The sequence below is a fragment of the Roseinatronobacter ekhonensis genome, assembly GCF_900499075.1.
In the GTDB taxonomy this organism is placed as follows: Bacteria; Pseudomonadota; Alphaproteobacteria; order Rhodobacterales; family Rhodobacteraceae; genus Roseinatronobacter; species Roseinatronobacter ekhonensis.
Window position 1 is genome coordinate 1 of record NZ_UIHC01000010.1, and the last position, 23,730, is coordinate 23,730.

A 23,730-nucleotide genomic window follows, 5' to 3' on the forward strand; every position below is an offset into this window, starting at 1 on the left:
CTCAATCCAATTGAACGTCTTTGGGCGGTCTTGCACCATTATGTCACCCACAATCGCTACTACCGAAGTCAGAAGCAATTCGCCGACGCCATCCTTGCATTCATGCGTGAGACCATCCCGCAGGAATGGAAGAAATTCCGCGACAAGGTGTCAGATAACTTCCGCGTCATAACACACGAGAACTTTCGGGTTTTGGAGTAGAAGAAGTATAATAGAACGAATTGTTTATGGCGATTTCAGGTCTGGAAGTTGGCAATCGGGGGGCGCACCCCCCGAAGCGCGTTTTTTAGTGTAGCCGTGCCATGGGGACCATGTCCGATGCGCGCGCGGGAATCCGCCCAATCTTTGCAGCGAGCGACGGGTCTTGGCCGCGGGCTTGCAATTTTACCCAGCGCCGGAACTCTAGTGCCTGAGCGCGGGTCATGCGCGGGTAGCGACCGGGTCGGGCAAGCCGCGACGTGGTCCGCAGACCGTAGCACGACATAAGCGCAGAGCCGTCGGTGTGGATGATTTCCTCTTGCGCAAAGGTCAGCATGTAGCTGGTCGCCTGTGCGGGAAGCGGCGCGCGAACGATCTCATTGTAGCCGTCCAGCAGCCCCGCTTGTACCAGAAGGAACGGGTTCCCATAGCGCGCTTGGGCGAAGTCGCAGTCGAGCAGAACAAGCTGGCTGGGCAGAAGCGTGATGGCGCGGCGGTTTCCAATGGCCCCTTTGGGCACATGCAGGGCTTGCGCAATCGAAGATTGGCGCGGGTCCGGCGTAACAGCGGTCGCGTCGATGCTTTCCAGCCTGCGCATGCCGTGGTCGAAGGTCAGGACCATGTCGCCGGGTGCGAGGGTTTCAACCTTGCGCCAACCGGAATCCGTGGCCACCAAACGACCTGCCAGCAAGCCTTCGGCCAAGCCGCCGAAATCGGGCAGGATGTGGTCCGTCGCGGCTGCGCTGGGCCAGACATCGCCCCGGTCTTGAATCGTGCAGTAACGTGCACTGGAACCAGTAACCGTGTGAAGTGAGGTAAACATCTGGTGTCCTCTCTTTGCGGTTGTGCCCCCCGACACGGGCGGCATATGCAGCACGTTAACCAAGATTAACGGACGAAATCGGGGACAAACTGAGGTATTTTCGGGAATTGTCGCCTTTGTTGTGCCGCAAAACACGACAGTGCCTGACTGGCTCTTGCAATTTAGGGTCGGGATTGCTTAGTCCTACGCAATAATGTTGCGTGCGCCTTGGGCTGCATCGGATGCACCGGCGCATTTCACACAGGGGAGGGGTCGATGGGCTGGCTACAAGACGAAACCGGGTTGGAGAGATGCGCCGCGAACTACATGCCGCTGACGCCCTTGGCGCATTTGCGGCGTGCAGCGGACCTGTTTGCCGAGCGTGACGCCGTCCTTTATGGCACGGAGCGCCGCAGCTATGCCGAATATCACGCGCGGGTGTCGCGGCTTGCCTCGGCGCTGGCGGCGCGCGGGGTTGTGCCCGGCGATGTGGTGGCCACGCTTTTACCCAATGTTCCAGCCCATGCAGAGGCGCATTTCGGTGTGCCCGCCTGCGGCGCCGTGTTGAACGCGATCAACACGCGGCTGGATGTAGACACGGTGCACTACACGCTTGGCCATGGTGGCGCAAAACTGCTTTTGGTTGATTCCGCGCTGCTTGATCTGGCCGAAGCAGCCTGCGCCATGTTGGAGAGCCCGCCCATTCTGGTCGAAGTGCCCGATGCGCAGGCGGGCATCACAGCAAGCGGCAAGCACCTAGCCTATGACGCGCTTTCGGCAGAGGGCGATCCGCATTTCGCGTGGATCATGCCGACCGATGAATGGGAAAGCATCGCGCTGAACTACACATCGGGCACGACAGGGCGCCCCAAAGGTGTGGTCTACCACCATAGAGGCGCGTATCTGTCCACGCTGTCGCAGCCTATTTCCTGGCAAATGACGCTGTTTCCCCGCTATCTGACCATCGTGCCAATGTTCCACTGCAACGCATGGTGCCACCCTTGGATGCTGCCCGCGATGGGCGGGGCGATGATCTGCCTGCGCGAGATCACTGCGGCGGGCGTGTATGATGCCATTGCCGATCAGGGCGCGACCCATCTGGCGGGCGCGCCAATCGTGTTGCAAACGATCATCAACGCAAAGGCGCACGAGCGCAAACGGTTCGATCATATCGTGCGGGTCTTTACCGCCGGTGCGCCCCCGCCTGCCGCAACGCTGGCGGCGATAGAACCTTTGGGCTTTGACGTGACGCAGGTTTACGGGCTGACCGAAACCTACGGCCCCGATACCGAATGCCTGTGGCATGACGGGTTCGATGACCTGACCGGCGACGACCGGGCAGAGGTCAAGGCCCGCACCGGGGTCGCCATGCCATTTATGGAGGACGTGACGGTCATGGACCCCGACACGATGACTCCCGTGCCACGCAACGCGGCGGCCTTGGGCGAAATCATGCATCGCGGCAATGGTGTGATGAAAGGGTATTACAAGAACCCAGAGGCCACGGCGCAAGCCTTTGCGGGCGGCTGGTTCCATTCCGGTGACATCGCTTACCGGCACCCTGACGGCTATATCAAGATTGCAGATCGCGCCAAGGACATCATCATCTCGGGCGGCGAGAACGTCTCTTCGGTAGAGGTTGAAGGCGTGCTTATGAAGCACCCCGCCGTGGCGCTGGCCGCCGTGGTGGCCAAACCCGACGAGAAATGGGGCGAGGTGCCCTGTGCTTGCATCGAGCTGAAAGACGGGCAGGACGTGTCAGAGGCCGACCTGATCGCCTTTTGCCGTGAGCGTTTGGCAGGGTTCAAGACACCCAAGCGGGTGATTGTGCTGGACTTGCCCAAAACTTCGACCGGTAAGATCCAGAAATTCGAGCTGCGCGCACAGGTGCGTGATTTGTAAGCATCTGGTCATGGCGCGCGGCCTGGGATAGGGAATGGAAAACCCCGAAACCGGCCAAAGGGCGCCATGACCGCGCTGGACAAGTATCGCAAACTGGAAGGGATCGGATTGTGGTCCGCGCGGGTCGAAGACCAGCGCCGCGAAGTCGTGGTCAATTTCGGCGATGCCACTTTGGTGATTTCCGACAGCCGCAGCATGCAGGTATTGTCTCATTGGTCCTTGCCAGCCGTGCGCAGGCACAATCCACGCGAACGGCCGGCGCTGTATAGCCCCGAAGGAGACGGGGCCGAGGTTCTGGAACTTGAAGATGATTGGCTGATCGACGCGTTGGAAGAGGTGCAGGCCGCGCTTGCCCCGCCCCGGCGGTGGCGCGACAGGCTGGGACCGCGCAGCTACGGCGTGTTGGGCCTGTTGACCCTTGCGGGTGTGGCGCTTGTTTTCCCGCCTGCGTTGAAACAGCACACGGCCGATGTGCTACCATGGACCACACGGCACGAGATCGGCACGCGGCTTGCTGATGATCTGCAAAGCGGGGATACGGTTGCCTGTTCGGGTGCGCAGGGGCGCGCCGCGCTCGACGCGCTGCACCGCCAGGTGCTGGACCAACCGGTGGAATTGCGGGTGGTGCAAGGGACCGCGCGCCCGCGCGTCACAGGCTTTCCCGGCGGGGTCTATGTGATAGATGCGCGGCTTTTGGACATGGCCGACAGCGCCGAAGCGCTGGCTGGCGCGCTGCTGCTGGCAGAGGCACGACTGCGCATTACCGATCCCGTGCGCCCGGTTCTGGATCATATCGGCACGTTCCAGACCTTGGGGTTGCTGACATCTGGCGCTGTTCCGACCAGCGCTCTGACCGGCTACGCGGACGCGCATATCCGCGCGCCCGCACCCCTGCCCGAAGCGGCGACCCTGTTGTCGCGCTTTGCGGCGCTGGACCTTTCGTCGCGCCCGTTTGCCGACAATCCCGAACCGCTCGACCTCGATGCGGATGCGTTGCTTGCGGGCTTGCGTGCGGGCGACCCGATGGCAGGGCAGACCACAACCCGTGCGCTGCTGAGCGATGGTCAATGGGTCAGCTTGCAGAATATCTGCGCGTTCTAGGGCTCTTCGGGCGAAAATCCGCGCGCGACTTGCCCTTTTCCAACATCTTTTTGTTTTAGCTGACCTCTTCAATCGCCCGGGCGATCAGGTTCAGACAGCGCGGCGATGAAAACCGGTGGTCTTCGTCCTTGACCAGTTCCAGCCGTAAGTCGGGGCAATCGGCATGCTCCATCAGGCGCAGCGGCACAGAGGTCGCGACGGCGTCGTCCTTGGTGCCTTGCAACAACCGAACGGGAAACGGCAGGGGCAGGGGGCTGCGCAGCACAAGCTGGTCGCGCCCGTCCTCGAACAGCCGCCGGGTCAGGGTGTAGGGGGCGTCGTAGTCATTGAGCAGCGTCGTCTGGCCCTTCTCCAGGATCTCTGTGCGCTGGGCGTCGGTCAGGCCGGGCCACATGCTGTCCTCGGTAAAGTCCGGCGCGGCGGCAATCCCGACAAGTGCATGAACGCGCTGGGGCATGGCGCGCGCCAGCAGAAGCGCGATCCAGCCGCCCATGGATGACCCAACCAGAACTTGCGGCCCCTCTGTCAGCGCACTGACCGCCGCCATCGCATCCGCCGCCCAATCGCCAATGCAGCCATCGGTGAACGCGCCAGAACTTTCGCCATGCCCGGAATAGTCGAAGCGCAGGAAAGCGCGGCCTTGGCTGCGCGCCCAGTCCTCCAGCCAGACCGCCTTGGTGCCGGACATGTCCGACATGAACCCGCCCAGAAACACAATTCCGGGGCCGGTGCCGTCGGTTTTGTGATAGGCCAGTTTGCGGCCCGTGTCGGTTGTCAGATAGTCAGCCATCGCCCAATTCCTTCAATCCATACGCGACCCAAGCGCCGCCCAATGCCATCAGCGCGAACAGCGCCAGTGTCAGTTCCGCCCCGCCCAAGGCCGCCAAAGCGCCAAAGACGCCGCTGGCCAGCAGAATCACGCCGATAACCGTGTTCGCAATCGCGGTATAGATCGCGCGGCGCTCGGGCGGGGCCATGTCAACGATATAGGTCGAGCGCCCCAGCCGCACGCCCTGATGCGCGACCATCAACCCGAAGAGCGCCAGCGGCATGGCCCAGACCGTGCCCGCCAGCCCGGCCACGCTGATCGCCAGCGCAAGCCCCATGGCTCCCGCGCCGATCACCCCTGTCAGCACCAACACCAGCCGCGAGGAGCGATCCGCCAGCCGCCCCCAGACATAGCTGGAAACCAGCGCCGCAACCGCCGCAGCCAGCACCAGCGCGCCCAAGCTTTGCAAGGCCGCGCTTTCCGATGCCAGCACGACGAACCATGGTGGCGCAAGTGCGGTTGCGGTCAGCAGCCCCCGTGCGATGATGAAACGGGCAAGGCCGCGATCTTCGCGCAGGTAGCGCAAGTTGGCTATAGCCGCCGCTGCGCCATTGCCGCCGCCTTCGGTTTCGCCCGGTTCTTCGCGCAGTCCGGCAAAGACCGCGCCCGCAAGAAACCATGCCAAGGCGGCAGCGATCAGCGCGCCCGCGACAATGGCAAAGCGCGCCTCTGCCAGCCAGATCAGTGCCAACGCGAAGGTGAACAAAACGCCCGCTGCCCATGTGCCCGCCAGCCCTGCAACCGTGCCGCGCTGACCTTTGGCGACGGTTTTGCCCAACACGTCTTTATAGGCGACCGACGCGGCCGAGCGCGATACCGCCAGCACCGCCAGCCCCAGCAGGATCAATATGCCTGCCGCGGCCCCTTGGGTGGTCAGCGCGGCGAGCGCAATGATCGCGGCGCCCAAGCCTTGCCCCAAAGCCGCGCCTGCCCATGCCCATTTGCGCCGTGCCATCGCCCGAATGCGCGCAGCGGTGAACAGCTGTGGCAGAAGCGCGCCCGCCTCGCGGATGGGCACCAGAAAGCCGATCATGGCCGCCGGTGCGCCCAGATAGGTCATCAGCCATGACAGCACCAGTTTCGGGTCCACCAGCCCATCGGCGGATTTGTTCAGCCCCAAAGCCAACGCGTGACGCAGAAAGCTGCCCGGCTGCACCTTGCAGGCGGCGTCGGAGATGTCGCGGCAGACACGGCCCTCATCTTCGGAGGACAGCATGTCATAGGCGGTCTGGACGGCGGGGCGGGTCATTCATGCTCCTCTGGCTGCGTGCAACTTGACTTTCCCCGCGCCCAAGGTCAAACCCTGCGCCACATATAACCCGCAACCGGGCGTTCCGTGGGCGCCAAACAGACGAGGACCGGCTTATGGCCCAGATTTCCCTGACATTTCCCGATGGCAATGCGCGTGACTATGATGCAGGCGTGACGGCCGCAGAGGTCGCAGACAGCATTTCCAAATCGCTGGGTAAAAAGGCCATTTCGGCAACGGTGAACGGCGTGCACTATGACCTGCAATGGCCGATCATGGGCGATGCCAGCATCGCCATTCACACCATGCAGGATGATGCCCAAGCGCTGGAGCTGATCCGCCACGATCTGGCGCATATCATGGCCCGCGCGGTGCAAGAGATCTGGCCGGATGTGAAAGTCACAATCGGCCCGGTGCGCGACAAGGGCTGGTTTTATGACTTTGACCGGGCGGAACCCTTCGTGCCCGAAGACCTCGCGCAGATCGAAGAGCGGATGCGCAAGATCATCAACGCACGAGAGGCTGTGCGCACCGAAGTCTGGGACCGCGCCCGCGCCATTCAGCACTACAAGGACGCGAATGAGCCGTTCAAGGTCGAACTGATCGACCGAATCCCCGAAGGCGAAGACCTGCGGATGTATTGGCATGGCGATTGGCAAGATCTGTGCCGTGGCCCCCATTTGCAGAACACCGGCCAAGTGCCGGGTGACGCATTCAAGCTGATGAGCATTGCAGGGGCCTATTGGCTGGGCGACAGCACGCGGCCCATGTTGCAGCGCATCTATGGCGTGGCGTTCAAAAACCGCAACGACCTGAAAGCGCATCTGACCATGCTGGAGGAAGCGGCCAAGCGCGACCACCGCCGCTTGGGCCGCGAGATGGACCTGTTTCATATGCAGGAAGAAGCGCCGGGGCAGATTTTCTGGCACGCGAATGGCTGGAGCATCTACACCACGTTACAAGACTATATGCGCCGCCAGCAGCGCCGGGGCGGCTATGTCGAGGTGAATACGCCGCAGGTCGTGAACCGCAAGCTGTGGGAGGCATCCGGCCACTGGGACAATTACCAGGAAAACATGTTCATCGTCGAAGTGGACGAGGATCATGCGCGCGAGAAAACCATCAACGCGCTGAAACCCATGAACTGCCCCTGCCATGTGCAGATTTTCAACGTGGGCCTGAAAAGCTACCGCGATCTGCCCTTGCGCATGGCCGAATTCGGGTCGTGCAACCGATATGAGCCATCGGGCGCGCTGCATGGTATCATGCGGGTGCGCGGTTTCACGCAGGATGATGCGCATATCTTCTGCACTGAGGCGCAGATCGAGGCGGAATCGAAGAAATTCATCGAGTTCTTGTCGGGCGTCTATGCCGATCTGGGCTTCACGCAATGGCGGATCAAACTGTCCACCCGGCCAGAACAGCGCATCGGGACCGAAGAAAGCTGGGATTACGCCGAGGACGCTTTGGCCAAGGCCGTGATCGCGGCGGGCCATAGCTACGAGATATTCGAGGGTGAGGGCGCGTTTTACGGCCCCAAGCTGGAATTCGTGCTGACCGATGCCATTGGCCGCGATTGGCAATGCGGCACGCTGCAAGTGGACCCGAACTTGCCCGAACGTCTGGACGCCAGCTATATCGGGCAGGACGGCGAGAGGCATCGTCCCGTCATGCTGCACCGCGCCGTTCTGGGCAGTTTCGAGCGTTTCATCGGTATCCTGATCGAGAACTTCGCGGGCAAGCTGCCCCTGTGGTTGGCGCCGCGTCAGGTGGTTGTGGCGTCCATCGTGTCGGATGCGGATGACTACTGCCGCGAGGTGGTGGCGGCGTTGCAAGCCGCAGGGCTGCGCGCCGAGTTGGACCTGCGCAACGAGAAGATCAACTACAAGGTGCGCGAACATTCGCTTGGCAAAGTGCCGGTGATCTTGGCCGTGGGTGCGCGAGAGGTTGACGAGCGCACCGTGTCCGTGCGCCGCTTGGGCGACACCCGCACGCAGACGCAAACACTGGACGGGCTGGTGGCGGAACTTGTGGCAGAGGGCACAGCGCCGGATTTGCGGTAACATGCGGCAGAACCAATAAGGGGCGGCATCATGTCTCTCGGATCATCCTCGGGCAGGGCTTTCGAGACAGGGATCGGGGCGGCCTTCTACGGTGTTTTGGTCCTGATCTCCGTGGTCTGGTGGGCCGCGCGCAGCTATCAAATTCGGAAGCAAGAGCGCGCGGAACAGGCCCGGGGGGCGGCGACCGAGGAGGATGGATGCAAGAGGTGAGCGCGCCGGTTACGGCAAAACCTGCAACCAGACCCAACCCGTCAGCATGACCAGCCCCGTCCCGATCAGCGCCGAAGACGCCGCGACCCGTCTCGCGCGGCCATACATATTGGCAAACACATAGACATTGACCCCCGGCGCCATGGCCGCTGTCACTACAGCAGAGCGCAGCGCGTCGGTGGACAACCCGAACGCCTTGGCCAGCCCGAAGGTGATCGCCGGGTGGACCACCAGCGACAGGGTGACGACAAAGCCGATCGTGCGCAGATCGCCCTCTGGCCGGTAGCGGTAGAGCACCCCGCCCAAGCTGAACAACGCCGCAGGCAGCGCCGCGCGTACCATCATGTCCAGCGCGTCATCCATCACGCGGGGCAGGGGCAGCCCCGACAGGTTTACGGCAAAGCCAAGGGCAATGGCGATCACCAGCGCGTTGTGGAACATGGCGCTGAACACCCGGCGGGCGGTATCGCGCAGCCGTCCGCCGCGATTGCGCATCAGCTCCATCGTGGTAATGCCGATGGCATAGCAGATCGGCGAATGCACCGCGATAATCGCGTAGTTGGCGGCCAGCGCATCCGCCCCGTAGGCGCGTTCCGAGATCGGCAGGCCCAGCAGCACCGTGTTTGAAAACAACGCGACAAAGCCGATGGCCACGCAATCTTCCCAGTCGCGCTTGAAGAGCACGCGCGCACCGGCAAAGCCAAGTGCGAAACCGGCGACAGCGCCGGAATAGAAACTGACCAGCAACCGCCAGTCGAATTCCTGCCCAAGGTCCAATCGCGAGATCGCTGTGAACAACAAGCAGGGAATGGCGAAGGTCTGGGTAAACCAGACCACGCCGTCCACCTGGCTGTCAGAAATCAGGTTGCGCCAGCGGGCAACATAGCCAAAGCTGATGACCAGAAAGACCGGCAGGATGACATCGGCCAAGGCCTGCATGTCAAAGTGCCAAGGTCATGGTCATCCCGTCGAAAGCGGGCGTGACACGGTCGGGGGTTTCCGCCGCGACGGTCGCGTAATCAAGGTCCAGATGCATATTGGTCAGCACGGCGCTATCAGGGCTTGCGCGTGCAATCCAGTCCAGCGTCAGCTCCAGATGGGCATGGGTCGGGTGCGGCGTGCGGCGCAGCGCGTCGATGATCCAGACCTCTAGCCCGTCCAGCATGGGCCAGCTTTCAGCGTATATCTCGACCACGTCGGGGCAATAGGCCAGCCCGCCAACCCGAAAGCCAAGCGCGTCAATTCCGCCGTGGTTCAGCCTTATCGGGTGCAGCGTCAGCGGCCCGCCCGCGCCGTTGATGGTAAACGCCCCATCAATGGTGTTCATGCCCAGAATGGGCGGGTAGGGAGAGTCCGGCGGCTGGAAGAACGCATAGCCGAACCGCGACAACAGCGCGTCTTGCGTCGGGCCATCGGCCCAGACTTGCAGTTTCTCGCGCATGTTGAAGACGATCTGGCGCAGATCGTCCAGCCCGTGCACGTGGTCGGCATGGGCGTGTGTGTAGACCACTGCGTCCAGCCGCCCGATGCCCGCGTCCAGCAACTGGTCGCGCATATCCGGCCCGCTGTCGATCAGCACCTGTGTGGTCCCGTCCGGCCCGATCCGCTCCAGCAGAAGCGAGCAGCGACGGCGGCGGTTGCGCGGGTTCTTGGGGTCACATTCGCCCCAATGCCCGCCCAAGCGCGGAACCCCGCCAGAAGACCCGCAACCAAGGATCGTGGCGCGCAATTCATCCGCCATCAGGCCACCGCCTTCCAGAACAGGCGGTCGAAATTGGCGCTGGTCCGGGCTGCGAAATCGGCCTCGGACATGCCAAACAGGTCTGCGCCCACGCGCGCGGTATGGGCGGTGTAAGCGGGCTCGTTGCGGCGGCCCCGGTGCGGTGGTGGGGCCAGATAGGGCGAGTCGGTCTCGACCAATATGCGGTCCACCGGCGCGGACGCAAAAATCGCGCGCAAGTCCTTGCTGCGCGGGAAGGCCGCGATGCCAGACATGGACAGGTAAAAGCCCAAGTCCAGCGCGGCTTGTGCCAACGCGGCACTGGATGAAAAGCAATGCATGACGCAGGAATAGGCACCCTTGGCGTGTTCTTCGGTCAGGATGCGGGCCATATCGTCATCGGCGTCGCGCGCATGGATAATCAGCGGCAGCTTGGTCTGGCGCGCGGCCTCGATATGGGTGCGCAGGCTCTCTTGCTGCAGCCCCGCACTTTCGGCGGTGTAATGGTAGTCCAGCCCCGTCTCGCCAATGCCGACCATCTTGGGGTGAGCGGCCAGCGCGACCAGCTTGTCCACTGTCACCATCGGTTCGGCGGCCACGCTCATAGGGTGGGTGCCTGCTGCGAAAAAGACGCCCTGATGCGCCTCTGCGATTGCCTGCACTTTCGCAAGCGCCGACAATTTCGTGCAGATCGTGACCATCCGGGTCACACCTGCCGCGCGGGCACGGTCGATCACCGCCGCGCGCTCGGCGTCGAAATCGGGGAAATCGAGGTGGCAATGGCTGTCAACGATCTGCGGCTGGGTCATGCGCTTTGTCCCAAAATTGGGCGAAGGCCCTCTTCGGTTTTCAGGACCATATCAAGCACCAGCGCGGCAGGGTCAAGGTTGACTGCGCGCCCGTGGCGAGCACGACCGGCCAACGTAGGGGCAAGCTCTGCCAGCGCTTGGGCGGCGTGTTGATGCGGCGCGATGCGTGCAAACAGCGCCGCCTCTCCCGCCACGGCCTCTGGCCCCGGACCCATGACGCCCGCGCGCGACGCGCGTGCCATGAACAGGTCGAACAGGCGCAGGAACAGGGCGAAGCGGGTTTCATTGCCCTTGCCCGCCATGGATTCGGCCAAGCGCAAGGCGCGCGCGCGGTCCATGCGGGGCAGGGTGGCGAACAGGGCTACGATATCGGCGTAAATCTCTGCGCCGCCGCCCATCGCCAGTTCCACCGCTTGCCCGACAGACCCGCCAGAGAGTTCCGCCAACGTGGCCGCGTCCCCTTCGACCCCGGCTTGGGTCAGCGCAGCCGCGAAATCATCCGCGCCCAAGGCGCTCAACCGCAAATCACGGCAGCGCGAACGGATTGTGGGCAACAATCGCGACGGTTGATGTGCGACCAGCAGCAGCGTGGCATTTGCGGGCGGCTCTTCCAGTGCCTTCAATAGCGCATTGGCGGCGTTGGCATTCATCTCGTCGGCGGCATCGACAATGACCACGCGATGCCCGCCATCGGCGGCGGACAGGCCGAAAAACCCGTGTAGGCGGCGCATGACATCGACCGTGATGTCCCGCCGCAGGTTGCCCTTGTCGTCCAAACCCCGCCGGACAACCAACAGCCCGCCATCCGCGCCCGCGCGCAGGCGGCGCACGGTGGGGTGGTCTTCGGACACGTCCAGCGTGTCTGGTGGGCCGAACATACCGCCATGCTCACCCGCCAGCAAAAATCGCGCGACCTTCCATGCGAGCGTGGCTTTGCCCACGCCCATGGGGCCGGTCAGCAACCACGCATGGTGCATCCGCCCGGACCCGAAGGCTTGCAGAAAGCTGGCTTCAGCAGCCTGCTGTCCAAACAGAACAGGCGTGGCACACGGATGCGGCGCGCCCTCGCGTTGGTCGGGAAAATCGCTCATGGCAGACGCGCCGCGACCCGCGTGGCCACGTCCTGCGCAATCGCATCGGGCGGGCGTGCGCCGTCGATTATTTGCACACGGTCGGGGTATTCCTGCGCAAGTGCCAAAAATCCCGCGCGCAAGGCTTCCTGAAAGCCAAGGCCCAATTCCTCGAAACGGTCTTCGCCGGATTGTCGCGCCAACCCGCGTGACAGCGCCGCGCGCGCATCCATGTCGATGACGAATGTCAGGTCCGGTTCCAACCCGATGACCAGATCATGCAGCCGGTCCACCAGCGGGCGCAGGCTGGCCCGCGCCACACCCTGATAGACGCGCGTTGAATCCGCGAAACGGTCGCTTACCACCACCGCACCGCGGTCCAGTGCGGGTTGTATGGTGCGCTCCAGATGATCGCGCCGGGCGGCGTTGAACAGAAGGATTTCGGTTTCCGGTGACCATCGGGCGGGATCGCCCTCGACCAGCAGGCGGCGGATCGCCTCGGCCCCCGGCGCGCCGCCGGGTTCGCGTGTGGCCACCACATCATAACCCGCGCCGCGCAACGCCTCTGACAATAGCCGCGCCTGAGTGGATTTGCCGCTGCCGTCAATCCCCTCAACGCTGATGAACAGACCGCGCGCGCTCATGCTCAGTTCAGTGCCGTTTCGGTCTCGTCCTCGACTTCACCGCGCGCCAATGCGATCAACCGCAGCGCGGCCGCTTGCGCGCGCACCATGAAACCACCCTCAGCGACATCCGCGCCGGCGACCAGATCAAAGCTGATCGCGTCCATTTCAGGCAGTTCCACAACCAGTTTGCCCAGCACGTCGCCTTGGGCAATCGGGGCGGGCAACGGGGCGTCATATTCAACGCGGGCATCCAGAGTGCTTGCACCGATGGCGGGCACCAGTGCTTGTGCATCTTCCGCGACGACCAGCGGTATGCTGGCCGCCTCTCCCAGCCAGACGGGGGCTTGCGCCAGAACGCTTCCGGCTTCGGCAACGGTCACTTCGGCAAATTGACGAAACGCCCAGTTGACGATCGATTCCGCCTCTTGCACCCGCGCGGCAGGGCTGTCGAGCCCGCCATAGGCAAACACGATCCGCCGGTTGCCTTGCCGTGCAGACCCGGTCAGCGAATAACCCGCAGCCGATGTGAACCCGGTTTTCAGCCCGTCCAACCCGATGCCCGCATCCAGCAGCGGCACGCGGTTATCTTGCTCGATCCCGTTCCATGTGAAGCTACGTTCCGCAAAATAGTGATAAAATTCCGGGTGTTCGCGCAGCATATAGGATGCCAGCGTGACCAGATCACGCTTGGACATCAGGTGGTTCGCGTCGGGCCAGCCGGACGCATTGGTAATCGTGGTATTGTCCATGCCCAGTTCGCGGGCGCGCTGCGTCGCAAGGCGGGCATAGGCATCTTCCGTGCCTGCAAGCCCTTCGGCCACCACCACGGCGGCATCATTGCCCGACAGGATGGCGATCCCACGGATCAGCTCTTCCGCCGTGGGCCGGTCGCGCATTTCCAGAAACATGCGCGAGCCGCCCATCTGATACGCGCGTTGCGACACCGAAAACGGAGTGTCCAATGCCACGCGACCTTCTTTGATCGCCTCGAACAGCATCTCCAGCGTCATCAGCTTGGACATAGAAGCGGGGGGCAATGGCTCGTCGGCATTCTTGCTCAACAATACGGTGCCGGTCCCCAGATCGACCACATAGGCGGATGTGGCGCGGGTCGAAAATCCGCCCGGCCCATCCTGCGCATGCGCGGACGCGCCGAACGCGAGGAATATAGCGGCAATCAGGGCGCTCTTGGCGAAGGGACGGATCATGAAGGCTCCTTTATCGGCGGACGGCATAGGCATCGGCAAAGCCAAGTTTCTTGACCTGAGCAAGCATCTCGCGGCGTTCGGCGGTGCTTGCGGCCGGTCCGACAACAACCCGCCAGAATGCGTTGCCTTGCGTGCTGCCGGGTTTGACACTGGCCGACAATCCGGCGTTTCGCATGGTGCTTGCAGCCCCGGTCGCGTTGGATTCAACGCTGAAAATACCGATCTGAATGAACGCACGATCAAGCTGGCTGGTCGCAGGGGCGGGGGCCGTATTGCCCGCAAGCGGTGTGGGCATGGGCGGCGGCGCGCCGGGTGCAGCCGGTATCGCGGGCGTTTGCGGTGTCATCGCGTCCAGCGGGGCGGTGGTGATCTCGTCTTCGGCGGGCGTGTCGCGCCCGAACAGCCGGGCAAAGAAACCGCGTTTGGGCGGTTCTTCGTCCTCTGGCACCGCGATCAGGGTGTCTGCCGGTGCTGACCCTTCCGGCGCGTCGGCATCTGTCTGCGGTGCAGACTGCGGAGCCGGTTCCGGGGCTGTTTGCGGCGCGGGTGCCGCGACCTCGGCAACTTCGGCTTCGGGTGCTGGCTCTGGCTCTGGCGCGGCCTGCACCTCTTCGGTGCGCAGGGCCACGACTTCAAGCGCGGTGGGCGCGCCTGCCAGCATACCAACGGCGCTCGCCGCCTCGGCAGAGACCTGGAATACCGGGCCGGGGTTCATCCGCTCGCGCTTGAACAGCGCGCCGATGGTTTCGCGCCCCGATTCCGTGTTACGAATGATGACGCGTTCGGGCGCATCGACATCGGGATGCGCGACCCAGACCCCGCCCAGCGACGGGCGACCATCCCACAATCCGTTGTCGCGTTCGGAAAACACGCCGGGTGCTTCGACATCCCGTTCAACGGCCGCACCTGACGGCTGCGCGTTGGTGCCGGGAGAGGACTGGATGCCCCCTGCTCCCTGCATGCAGGCCGACAGGCCAAGGCAAAGGACAACTGAAAAACCTGCTACTCTGATACCTGACATTCTGCCTCTTTCTTGCATCGGGCGGCCACTCTGACGGTGGCTTGGGGCTGCAATTCCGCGCTTGGGCGTTTTATACGCCAATTTGCTGCCAAGAACAGCCCTGCAAGGCGGCATAAACCGTCTTGTGATTCATTTGCGCAATAGACCGCCCGACCCAAGAAGTCTGGCGAGGGGTCATGACTGGGATGCCCCCGAGCGGTCGCGCCAACGATTGACCATCGGGTAGCGGCGGTCTAGCCAGAACGCACGCAGGCTCAGACGTGGGCCGGGGGCGGATTGAAACCGCTTCCATTCCGCGATCTGTATCAGATGGGCGATCTGCTCGACCGTCTCGCGGGCAAAGCCGCGCGCCACCAGATCGGCGACAGAGAGGTCATTGTCCACCAACCCTTCTAGGATCGGGTCCAGCACATCATAGGGCGGCAGACTGTCATCGTCGCGCTGGTCGGCGCGCAACTCCGCCGACGGGGGCTTGTCGATGATTGCGGGCACGATGACCTCGCCCTCGGGTGCTTTCATCCACGGCGCGTGATTGGCGTTGCGCCAGCGGCAGATATCGAACACCCGCGTTTTATACAGGTCTTTGATGGGGTTATAGCCGCCGTTCATGTCGCCATAAATCGTGGCATACCCCACCGCGACCTCAGACTTGTTGCCGGTGGTCAGCAGCATCGCGCCGGTCTTGTTGGAAATCGCCATCAGGATGGTGCCGCGCAGGCGCGATTGCAGGTTTTCTTCGGTCACATCCTCTGCCAGCCCCGCAAAAAGCGGCGCAAGCGCCTCTGTCATGGCGCGGCGCGGGCCTGCAATGCTGACCTCGTCCAGCTTGCAACCCAAGCGGCGGGCCTGATCGGCGGCATCCGACAAACTGGCAGCCGAGGTGTATTCCGAAGGCAGCATCACGCATTGCACGTTTTCGGGGCCAAGCGTGTCGGCGGCGATGGTGGCGACAAGCGCAGAATCGATCCCGCCCGACAAGCCCAAAACCACCTTGGAAAACCCTGATTTGCGCAGGTAATCGCCCAAGCCCGTGCACATCGTGCGGTAATCCTGCGCCAGATCGTCGGGCAGGGGCGCGCGCGGTCCAGTCTCTGCCTGCCAGCCGCTGGCCGTTCTGTTGAAATCGACGGTGACAACCGCCTCTTCATGCGCGGGCAGTTGCACTGCAAGCTTGCCACCAGAGTTCAGCACGAAACTGGCGCCGTCGAAGACCTGATCGTCCTGCCCGCCGACAAGGTTCAGATAAACCAGCGGCAGCCCCGTCTCAATCACCCGCGCGACCATATGGGACATGCGGGTGTCGTAGCGGCCCCGCGCATAGGGCGACCCGTTGGGGACCAGCAGCATCTCTGCCCCGGATTCGGCTTGCGCTTCGGCCACGTCCTCGTGCCAAGCATCCTCGCAGATCGGGGTGCCAATGCGCAGATCGCCCGCCTTGAACGGGCCGGATATGTCGCCAGAGGTGAAAATGCGGTGCTCGTCGAACACCTGTTCATTGGGCAGATGGTGCTTGCGGATGACCGCGCGCAGGCTGCCCCCGCCCAGCACAACCCAGCAGTTGTAAAGCGCGTCCGCTTCGGCCATCGGCAGGCCGATCCCCATCAACGGCCCGTCAGTGCAGTCGCGCGCCAACCCATCCAGCGCGGCGCGCAGATCGGCCAGAAACGCCGGGCGTTGCACCAAGTCCTGCGTCTGGTAGCCCGACAGGAACATTTCCGGCAGGGCAACCATATCCGCGCCCTCGGCTTTGGCCTGTTCCCACGCGGCACGGGCCTTGGCGGCATTGCCCGCCAGATCGCCCAAGGACGGGTTGAGTTGCGCAAGGGTCAAACGGAAATGGTCGGGCATGATCGGCGGCCTGTGCTGGCATCTTTCGCTTCACATATCATGTTGGTTTGGCAAGGAAAGACCCAGTAGCCTGTGACCCATGCGTCAATTATGGCGGCAAACCCTGTGCGGGACGGCCACAAAGCTATGCTACTCACCTCCAGCGGCGGCATACAGATCCTGCATCTCTGCAACGGTCAAAGATCCGGCTGCCGCATCCAGCCCGCGCTGGTCCAGCACCGTCTGGTTCAGGTGGCGGCGGTCTATGTCGGCGGCGGCGCTTTCCAGATCACCTGCGGCCATATGCGCCAGAAAGCTCGTTGTCATGTTGAGCGCCGTTTCGGCTACCTGAAGGTCTGTCCGCCGCTCGAGGTTGCCCAAAACAAAGGCTTGTTGCGCGTCGGTCAGGGACAAAAAGGAATAACCCAGACTTTGCAGATCAACCGATGGGATCGACGCGTTTATTCTGTTGCCCAAGGTGGCGGTGCCCCTGCCGACCGTCAGAGCGGCACTTAACCCGACCCCGAGCGCAGCCGCGCTCAACACCACCCAATCGACAGTGACGGCGCCGGTTTCGTCCGTCCATAGGCCCATTAGCAGGGTGTCGGCCGTCGAATCCCGCATATGTCGTCCTCGAGCACAGAAATAGGAACCGGTAAGGTTGCACTTGAACGGGGCGTGGATATGGCGTTTTCGTGACAAAACTTTGCCGGGCACAGGGGTTCATCGCCCCGCCATGTCCGGTCCTTCCCCCTTGCGCGCCTGCCACCCCCCGACTAGGCTTGCCCCAAAATCCTAGGGGGAATTTCGCGTCATGGCTTCCAGCACTGCCCTTGCGCGCGCGTTTGCTGCCGCGCTCGTCTTGTCCGCACCCGTCTTTGCGCCTGCCAATGCGCAGACGGACGGCGTTCTGACCCGCCAATATGAGGATGGCGGCATATACGAGGGCGAGTTCCGCGACGGCCTGCAACACGGCCAAGGCACATACCGGCTGCCCAACGGGTTCGAATATACCGGCGAATGGGTCGATGGGCAGATCAGCGGACAGGGCGTGGCGCGCTATCCGTCCGGCGCGGTCTATGAGGGCCAGTTCGCTGCCGGTCGGCCCGAAGGACAGGGCATGATGACCTTCGCGGACGGCTCCACCTATCAGGGCGACTGGGTCGAAGGCGCTATCACGGGGCAGGGCCGCCGTGTCTTTGCCAATGGCGCGGTCTACGAGGGTGCCTTTGTCAACGGCCAGCCCGAAGGCGAGGGCACGCTGACGCGCGAGGACGGCTATGCCTATACCGGCACATGGGTTGCCGGTGCGCGCGAAGGGCAGGGGCGCATCGCCTATCCCGACGGCGCGGTTTATGAGGGCCAGATGCAGGCCGATCTGCGCCACGGCACCGGAACGCTGACCCGCCCCGACGGTGTGCGCTACGAGGGTGACTGGCAGGAAGGCGAATTGCACGGACAGGGCGTGCTGACGCAGGCCAATGGCGATGTCTATACCGGTGGCTTCCAGAACGGCATGCGGCAGGGCGAAGCGCGGGTGGAACAGGCCGACGGGCTGGTGTTCGAAGGGCAGTTCGTCAATGACCAACGCGACGGCCAAGGGCGTTTGACCGGCGAGGATGGCTACCTCTACGAGGGCACTTGGGTCGCGGGGCAAATCGCGGGCGACGGGCGGTTGGTGCAGCCTGACGGGTCCGAATATGTCGGCCAGTTCCGCGCGGGCCTGCCCGACGGGCAAGGCCGCATCACCTATGCCGATGGCGCGACCTATGAGGGCGCTTGGCTGGACGGGCAGTTCCACGGGCAGGGCCGCGCGACCTTTGCCGACGGGTCCACCTATGAGGGCGAACATGTGCAGGGGCTCGCCGAAGGGCAGGGCGTCATGACCTTTGCCGATGGCCGCGTCTATACCGGCGCGTTCAAGGGCGGCGAGCTGCACGGGCAGGGCGAGATGACCTATCCCGACGGCTCTGTCTATACCGGCGAATTCGTCGAAGGGCTGCGCGACGGGCAAGGCCGCATCGTGCTGGCGGACGGGTTCGTGTATGAAGGCGACTGGCAGGCGGGTGACATCACCGGCAGCGGGGTTGCGACCTATGCGACGGGCGATGTCTATGAAGGCGAGTTCGTGAACGGCCAGCGCGACGGCACTGGGGTGCTGCGCTACGCGACCGGCGAAGTGCTGACGGGCGACTGGCAAGACGGCGTGATGACGGTGCGGGATGGGGAATGAGGTCAGCGGATGGCCGCAAGACCCTCATCCGCTGTTTTGTTATGATGCGAACGTGTTTCCATCAAGCGGGCAGAATATCATATTCTAAGGCAGCGATGGCTGACACAGCGTTAGTTTACTGCCATATATCTTTGGCGCAGAGCAACATGCACATTGGCTGCCTTTTGAGCTTGAACACCGATTTTCGTCTATTAGATCAATATAAACCCAAATCATATGAACAGAATCTCCCGCTTGTTGAGATCATCTAGAATTGTCCACATTGGCTGAGGCCATACAACGCCCTCTTTTTTAAGTTCATCTACACGATTTCGAAAATGTGGGACGCTAATGAGAGTGGAATCATGAAATTCAGCATAGAAGTTTGACATCGCGCTAATCGTATTTTCCATCATTTCACCCGGTTTCCGAATCTGAGCGCGGTTCAAATACGTGACAATCGCGCTGCTTACAGTAAAGAAGCAAAACCCAATGATCATAATATTTATAAGAACGCTACCAAGCATTTCTGGGAACAAGTCAATATAGTTTGATGCAGCAAGTACAAGAGCAATGCCAATCCCACTTCCACTAAGTGCAATCAGACTGTTAGTAAACCATGTTCCAAACACTGATTTTTGGTAGTTTTGGAAAATACTTTTCTTGGTGAAAAAATTAGGAGACAATACATAGTTAATATATTTTACGATCTCCGCTTCGGTTAAGCAAGCGAGCAAGATGCGATCAACATATGCACTACGAAACTCGCTTTCGAGATACTCCCGAATACCACATTCGAGATCATCGATCCGAACGTTCATCCGTCCATTTTCGCTCGCCTCTTTTAGAAGGCTTTGCGGGTTCAACTCGCATGTCATTCTAAAATACTTGATAGCTTCGTTGTCTGAAAATTCTGCAAGACTTTCTGAGGTGTGATATGCGCCGAATGAGTCAGTGATATTTGATGCAATGATGTGAGCTTTTTCAAGAAAATCAGATGCGTTGTCGTCGGATGGATGCAGGCCTTGATCTTCGGATAGCTTTGCTGCTAATTTAAGCATAGCTCTGGTAAAAAGGATCTTCTGTGAGTTTTCTTCGATAGTTCGGAGCGCCCATCGCGCATTTTTGGGCACGCGCAAGCTGTTACTAAGAAAAACTTCGATCAATTCACGGTAGCTGCGGTTTCTCGGTTTATCAAAGCCCGAATCGTGCATGTTGGCCTCTATATTTTCGACTGAGATCTTATAAACGGGTTGCAAAAATTTCAAGATAAAGGCGCTTCGGGCTCTTCGCGTCTTAGCGGGCTCTTCGCGTCTTAGTATGAAAACAAACCAAGAAGCAGATGCCACCACTTCACCCCACCAGCCCCTCCAACCGCGCATAGCCCCGGAACCGTATCCGCCCGCCCGGGACCCGTGCGCCCTCTAGTCGATACCGGGGATACCGCGCCAGAAAGCGGCTGACGGCCACTTTCCCTTCCAGCCGGGCCAAGGTCAGCCCGACGCAGACATGCGGGCCGCCTGCAAAAGCCAGATGCCGGTTCGGTTTGCGGGTTATGTCGAACGTCTCAGGCGCGTCGAACACCGCCGGGTCGCGGTTCGCGGCCCCTATGCACAGGTGCAGCACCGTGCCCGCTGGCACTGCGACCCCGCCGATCTCGACATCCTCCACCGCCTGCCGGTTGCCGAACTGATTGGGCGAGAGATACCGCAGGCATTCCTCTATCGTGGGCGCGATCAACTCCGGCGCGTCTAGCAACCGCGCCCGCGCGTCGGGAAAATCATCCAGCAGCGCAAGCGTGTTGCCGATCAGGTTGGTCGTCGTTTCATGTCCCGCGTTCAGGATGAAGATGCAATTCTGCAATAGCTCTGTTTCCGACAGGGTTTCCCCCTCGCGGGTGCCCATGATGAGCCGCGTCAGCACATCCACCTCCGGGTCGCCGGGGGCCGTGCGCCGCCGCGCGACCAGCCCTTCCAGATAGGCGGTAAACTCAGTCACAGCGGTGTTCCCGCGCGCCAGCACCTCTGGCCCCGGTGCCGGTTCCAGCGCGCCGAGGATCGCCAGCGACCAGTCGCGCAAGGGGCCGCGTTCGTCATGCGGCACGTCCAGCAGGTTGCCGATAATCTCTACCGGAATCGCCGAGGCAAACTCTTCGATCAGGTCCACGCGCGGTCCCATGCGGTCCAGTAGCGCATCGACCGTGGCCACCAGCCCCGGCTCCATCCGTGCAATCGCGCGCGGGGTCAGGGCAGAGGCCATGATCTTGCGCACCCGCGTGTGCAAGGGCGGATCGTTGAACACCAGCGAGTTGGTGTGATGCGTGTAGAGGGCCGCGTCCCGCCCGAAAACCGGCGCGAACATTGCCTGCTTGTCCGACGAAAACCGCGCAGTGTCGCGATACACCATGTCCAGATCGGCATGGCGCGACAGCAGCACGGACCCATCGGGCAGCCGCAGAACCGGTGTGTCGCGCAGCAAGGTCGCATAGGTCGGGAAAGGGTCTTCCAAAAAGCCCGCCGGCGGGGCGGCAAGGTCGAAGAGCGCGGTCGCTGGCATGGTTAATCCTCCTGCCCGCCAGATTGAGCGACATTTTCGCCCCCGACAAGCCCGTGCGCCCGCTTCGGCGTGGCAATCGACTGCCTTTGCCGTTAAGGTCCGGAAAGTACTTCCGAAGGACGCCCCCTCGCGTGAGCCGCATTGACCGATACCTGCTGGGACAGCTTTTGTCCGTATTCGCGTTTTTCACGCTGGTGCTGGTGGCGGTGTATTGGGTCAACCGCGCGGCACGCCTGTTCGACGCTGTTGTCGGCGGGGGGCAAAGCTTCTGGGTGTTTCTGGAGCTTTCCGCGCTGACCCTGCCGAACGTGTTTCGCGTGGTGCTGCCGCTGTCTGCCTTTGCCGCCGCCGTCTATGTCGCCATCCGCATGACGCGTGACAACGAACTTGTTGTGTTGCAAGGCACCGGCCTGTCCTTTGCCCGGCTATTGCGCCCTGTCGCCCTGTTCGGGCTGGTCGTGGCGCTGATGCTGGGCGTGTTGATGCACGTCCTCAGCCCGATGTCACGCGCGCAACTTGCAGAACGTCAGGTGGCGATTGCGGGCAATATCAGCGCAAGGCTTCTGCGTGCGGGCGAATTCCTGCAACCGACCGACCGGATCGTGGTGTTCATCCGCGAAATTGCAGAAGATGGCACGCTGCTTGATGTGTTCCTGTCGGACGGGCGCGACCCCGCCCGTACGGTCGAATACAATGCGTCCCAAGCGCTTCTTGTCACGGGGGCCGACAGCGCGGTTCTGGTCATGCTGGATGGTGTGGCGCTGGCCTACACCAAAGCCGAGGACAGGCTGACAACCATCAGCTTCGATGAACTGACCTACGATATCGGCGCGCTCATCGCGCCAGATACCCGCCGTGTTGATGTTGTGGAATTGCCGACATCGGCGCTGCTTGCTGTCGATGACCGGACGCGCGCGGCGATGGGTTTGACACTGGCTGAGGTGCGGTTCGAATTGGCCTCTCGCGTGGCGCAGCCGCTACTGGCGGTCATTACCGCGCTTGTCGGGTTTGCCGCGTTGTTTTTAGGGCAATTCAGCCGGTTGGGCGCATGGCGTCAGGTCTTGGCGGGCATCATTGTGCTTGCGCTGATCCAGCTTCTGGCCAATGCCTCGGCGGGCGTGGCGCTGCGCAGCGCCGATGCCGCGTTTCTGGCATTTGCGCCGGTGGTTGCAGGCTTGGCCGTGGTGGCGGCCATGCTGTACTGGGCCGCGCGCCGGAAGGGTCGAGCATGATCCTGGAGCGCTATTTCCTGAAGCGTCTGCTCGTGACCGCTGCAATGGTGTCCGGGGTGTTCCTTGGGATGATATTGCTGCTGGATATGGTCGAGCAGCTAAGACGATTGGCGGGGCTTGACGCGGGCTTTGGTGCGGCGCTGCGATTGTCGCTGCTGAATGCGCCAGAGGCGTTCTATGAGATCGCACCGTTGGTCATGATGCTGGCGGCGCTCTGGCTAGGTCTTGGCTGGTCGCGCAGTTCCGAATTCGTGGTGATCCGGGCGGCGGGGCGGTCGGTGCCCCGCTTGCTTGCGCTGCCGGCCCTGGCGTTGTTGCTTGCGGCTGTCGGGTTCGTCGCGGTTATGAACCCGCTGGTTGCCAGTTCTGCGCGCGAATATCAGCGCAGCCTGTCCGCGCTACAAGGCGGCACTGGCGCGGTGGTGGCCTTTTCCGGCGATGAATTGTGGTTGCGGCAAGCTGATACGCTCGGCCAGACCGTGATCCATGCCCCGCGGGCCGAGGCAACAGGCACCGTCTTATTCGATGCCAGCTTTTTCGTGTTCCACCCCGAGCGCGGTCTGTCGGTTCGCCTGCGTGCGGCGCGCGCCGATCTGCGCCCCGGCGCATGGCAGTTAAGCGGCGTCAAGCGTTGGCAGATGTCGCACCTGAATCCAGAGGCGCAGGCCCGCACGCTGGACACGCTGGCCGTTCCCACCGACCTTACGCCGGAAAAAATTCGCGACAGCTTTGCGCAGGCCCGCACTATTCCGCTGTTCCAGCTTCCCGAATTCATTGCCGCGCTGGAGCGTGCGGGATTTTCGGCGCTCGAACACAGAATGCGATTGCAGATGGAACTGGCCTTGCCAGTGCTTCTGACAGGCATGATGTTGTTGGCTTTGGCGCTCAGCATACATCATGCACGATCGGGGGGCGTGGGAATTCGGTCGCTCGTCACGATTCTCTCTGGATTTACCCTGTTCTTTTTGCGTAACTTTGCGCAGGTCTTGGGGGAGACCGGGCAGATTCCCGTGGTGCTTGCTGCGTGGGGGCTGCCAGTTGCGACGATGCTACTTGCCATGGGCGTTATGCTGAATCTGGAGGAAAGCTAATGCG

20 protein-coding genes and 1 pseudogene are annotated in these 23,730 nt (G+C 62.3%); 7 read left to right on the top strand and 14 right to left on the bottom strand.

Annotated elements, in window-relative coordinates; all coding sequences use genetic code 11:
* Positions 1-201, top strand: a pseudogene (locus ROE7235_RS06705) (IS630 family transposase); the annotation flags it as partial.
* Between the two features lie 85 nt (positions 202-286).
* Here the strand turns inward: ROE7235_RS06705 and ROE7235_RS06710 are convergent.
* On the bottom strand, positions 287-1,021 hold the full coding sequence (locus ROE7235_RS06710) for a Hint domain-containing protein (protein WP_183073366.1): 735 nt from the start codon (positions 1,019-1,021) through the stop codon (positions 287-289).
* A 255-nt stretch (positions 1,022-1,276) separates the two neighbouring features.
* Between ROE7235_RS06710 and ROE7235_RS06715 the strand changes: the two genes are divergently transcribed.
* Both ROE7235_RS06715 and ROE7235_RS06720 read left to right on the top strand, forming a co-directional pair.
* Positions 1,277-2,902: an AMP-binding protein gene (locus ROE7235_RS06715; protein ID WP_121093916.1), complete on the top strand. Its 1,626-nt coding sequence runs from the start codon at positions 1,277-1,279 to the stop codon at positions 2,900-2,902.
* 66 nt (positions 2,903-2,968) lie between these two features.
* On the top strand, positions 2,969-4,003 hold the full coding sequence (locus tag ROE7235_RS06720; protein WP_121093918.1) for a hypothetical protein: 1,035 nt from the start codon (positions 2,969-2,971) through the stop codon (positions 4,001-4,003).
* Between the two features lie 55 nt (positions 4,004-4,058).
* Here ROE7235_RS06720 and ROE7235_RS06725 read toward each other — a convergent pair whose 3' ends face one another.
* Together ROE7235_RS06725 and ROE7235_RS06730 are read right to left on the bottom strand one after the other, a co-directional pair.
* Entirely contained in the window at positions 4,059-4,793 is a 735-nt protein-coding gene (locus ROE7235_RS06725) for an alpha/beta fold hydrolase (protein WP_121093920.1), read from the bottom strand.
* Positions 4,786-6,081: an MFS transporter gene (locus ROE7235_RS06730; protein ID WP_121093922.1), complete on the bottom strand. Its 1,296-nt coding sequence runs from the start codon at positions 6,079-6,081 to the stop codon at positions 4,786-4,788. Before ROE7235_RS06730 ends, ROE7235_RS06725 begins: the two co-directional genes overlap by 8 nt.
* A gap of 116 nt (positions 6,082-6,197) precedes the next feature.
* On the opposite strand from ROE7235_RS06730, the gene thrS reads away from it, so the two are divergent.
* Positions 6,198-8,144, top strand: a complete 1,947-nt coding sequence (gene thrS, locus ROE7235_RS06735) for a threonine--tRNA ligase (RefSeq protein ID WP_121093923.1) — start codon at positions 6,198-6,200, stop codon at positions 8,142-8,144.
* Positions 8,145-8,363: 219 nt separating this feature from the next.
* Here the strand turns inward: thrS and ROE7235_RS06745 are convergent, their stop codons facing one another.
* From ROE7235_RS06745 to ROE7235_RS06785, 9 genes are all read right to left on the bottom strand, one after another.
* The gene (locus ROE7235_RS06745) at positions 8,364-9,293 is read right to left on the bottom strand and encodes an AEC family transporter (protein ID WP_121093927.1); all 930 of its coding nucleotides are present in this window, start codon (positions 9,291-9,293) and stop codon (positions 8,364-8,366) included.
* Position 9,294: 1 nt separating this feature from the next.
* Positions 9,295-10,095 (bottom strand): MBL fold metallo-hydrolase, encoded by an 801-nt coding sequence (locus tag ROE7235_RS06750; protein ID WP_121093929.1) that lies wholly within the window; start codon positions 10,093-10,095, stop codon positions 9,295-9,297.
* On the bottom strand, positions 10,095-10,883 hold the full coding sequence (locus ROE7235_RS06755) for a TatD family hydrolase (protein WP_121093931.1): 789 nt from the start codon (positions 10,881-10,883) through the stop codon (positions 10,095-10,097). Before ROE7235_RS06755 ends, ROE7235_RS06750 begins: the two co-directional genes overlap by 1 nt.
* Positions 10,880-11,974, bottom strand: coding sequence for a DNA polymerase III subunit delta' (locus ROE7235_RS06760; RefSeq protein ID WP_121093933.1), 1,095 nt, complete (start codon positions 11,972-11,974; stop codon positions 10,880-10,882). The genes ROE7235_RS06755 and ROE7235_RS06760 overlap by 4 nt, the downstream gene beginning before the upstream one ends.
* Positions 11,971-12,597, bottom strand: coding sequence for a dTMP kinase (gene tmk, locus ROE7235_RS06765; protein WP_121093935.1), 627 nt, complete (start codon positions 12,595-12,597; stop codon positions 11,971-11,973). Before tmk ends, ROE7235_RS06760 begins: the two co-directional genes overlap by 4 nt.
* Positions 12,598-12,599: 2 nt before the next feature.
* Positions 12,600-13,787 (bottom strand): D-alanyl-D-alanine carboxypeptidase family protein, encoded by a 1,188-nt coding sequence (locus tag ROE7235_RS06770; protein ID WP_121094081.1) that lies wholly within the window; start codon positions 13,785-13,787, stop codon positions 12,600-12,602.
* A gap of 10 nt (positions 13,788-13,797) precedes the next feature.
* Positions 13,798-14,808 carry an SPOR domain-containing protein gene (locus ROE7235_RS06775; RefSeq protein WP_121093937.1) on the bottom strand — a complete coding sequence of 337 codons (1,011 nt, stop codon included), beginning with the start codon at positions 14,806-14,808 and terminating at the stop codon, positions 13,798-13,800.
* 174 nt (positions 14,809-14,982) lie between these two features.
* Positions 14,983-16,656, bottom strand: a complete 1,674-nt coding sequence (locus ROE7235_RS06780; RefSeq protein ID WP_121093939.1) for an NAD+ synthase — start codon at positions 16,654-16,656, stop codon at positions 14,983-14,985.
* Between the two features lie 129 nt (positions 16,657-16,785).
* Positions 16,786-17,259, bottom strand: coding sequence for a hypothetical protein (locus tag ROE7235_RS06785; RefSeq protein ID WP_121093941.1), 474 nt, complete (start codon positions 17,257-17,259; stop codon positions 16,786-16,788).
* Between the two features lie 190 nt (positions 17,260-17,449).
* Here ROE7235_RS06785 and ROE7235_RS06790 point away from each other — a divergent pair, with 190 nt between their 5' ends.
* Positions 17,450-18,868 (top strand): MORN repeat-containing protein, encoded by a 1,419-nt coding sequence (locus ROE7235_RS06790; RefSeq protein WP_121093943.1) that lies wholly within the window; start codon positions 17,450-17,452, stop codon positions 18,866-18,868.
* Positions 18,869-19,080: 212 nt separating this feature from the next.
* Here ROE7235_RS06790 and ROE7235_RS06795 read toward each other — a convergent pair whose 3' ends face one another.
* Both ROE7235_RS06795 and ROE7235_RS06800 read right to left on the bottom strand, forming a co-directional pair.
* Complete coding sequence (locus tag ROE7235_RS06795; protein ID WP_147434177.1) at positions 19,081-20,229, bottom strand: hypothetical protein; 1,149 nt, start codon at positions 20,227-20,229, stop codon at positions 19,081-19,083.
* Complete coding sequence (locus ROE7235_RS06800) at positions 20,201-21,403, bottom strand: cytochrome P450 (protein WP_121093947.1); 1,203 nt, start codon at positions 21,401-21,403, stop codon at positions 20,201-20,203. The genes ROE7235_RS06795 and ROE7235_RS06800 overlap by 29 nt, the downstream gene beginning before the upstream one ends.
* Before the next feature lie 131 nt (positions 21,404-21,534).
* On the opposite strand from ROE7235_RS06800, the gene lptF reads away from it, so the two are divergent.
* Both lptF and lptG read left to right on the top strand, forming a co-directional pair.
* Positions 21,535-22,635 carry an LPS export ABC transporter permease LptF gene (lptF, locus tag ROE7235_RS06805; RefSeq protein WP_183073368.1) on the top strand — a complete coding sequence of 367 codons (1,101 nt, stop codon included), beginning with the start codon at positions 21,535-21,537 and terminating at the stop codon, positions 22,633-22,635.
* Positions 22,632-23,726, top strand: coding sequence for an LPS export ABC transporter permease LptG (gene lptG, locus ROE7235_RS06810; RefSeq protein ID WP_121093949.1), 1,095 nt, complete (start codon positions 22,632-22,634; stop codon positions 23,724-23,726). The genes lptF and lptG overlap by 4 nt, the downstream gene beginning before the upstream one ends.
* The last annotated feature ends 4 nt before the right edge of the window (positions 23,727-23,730 follow it).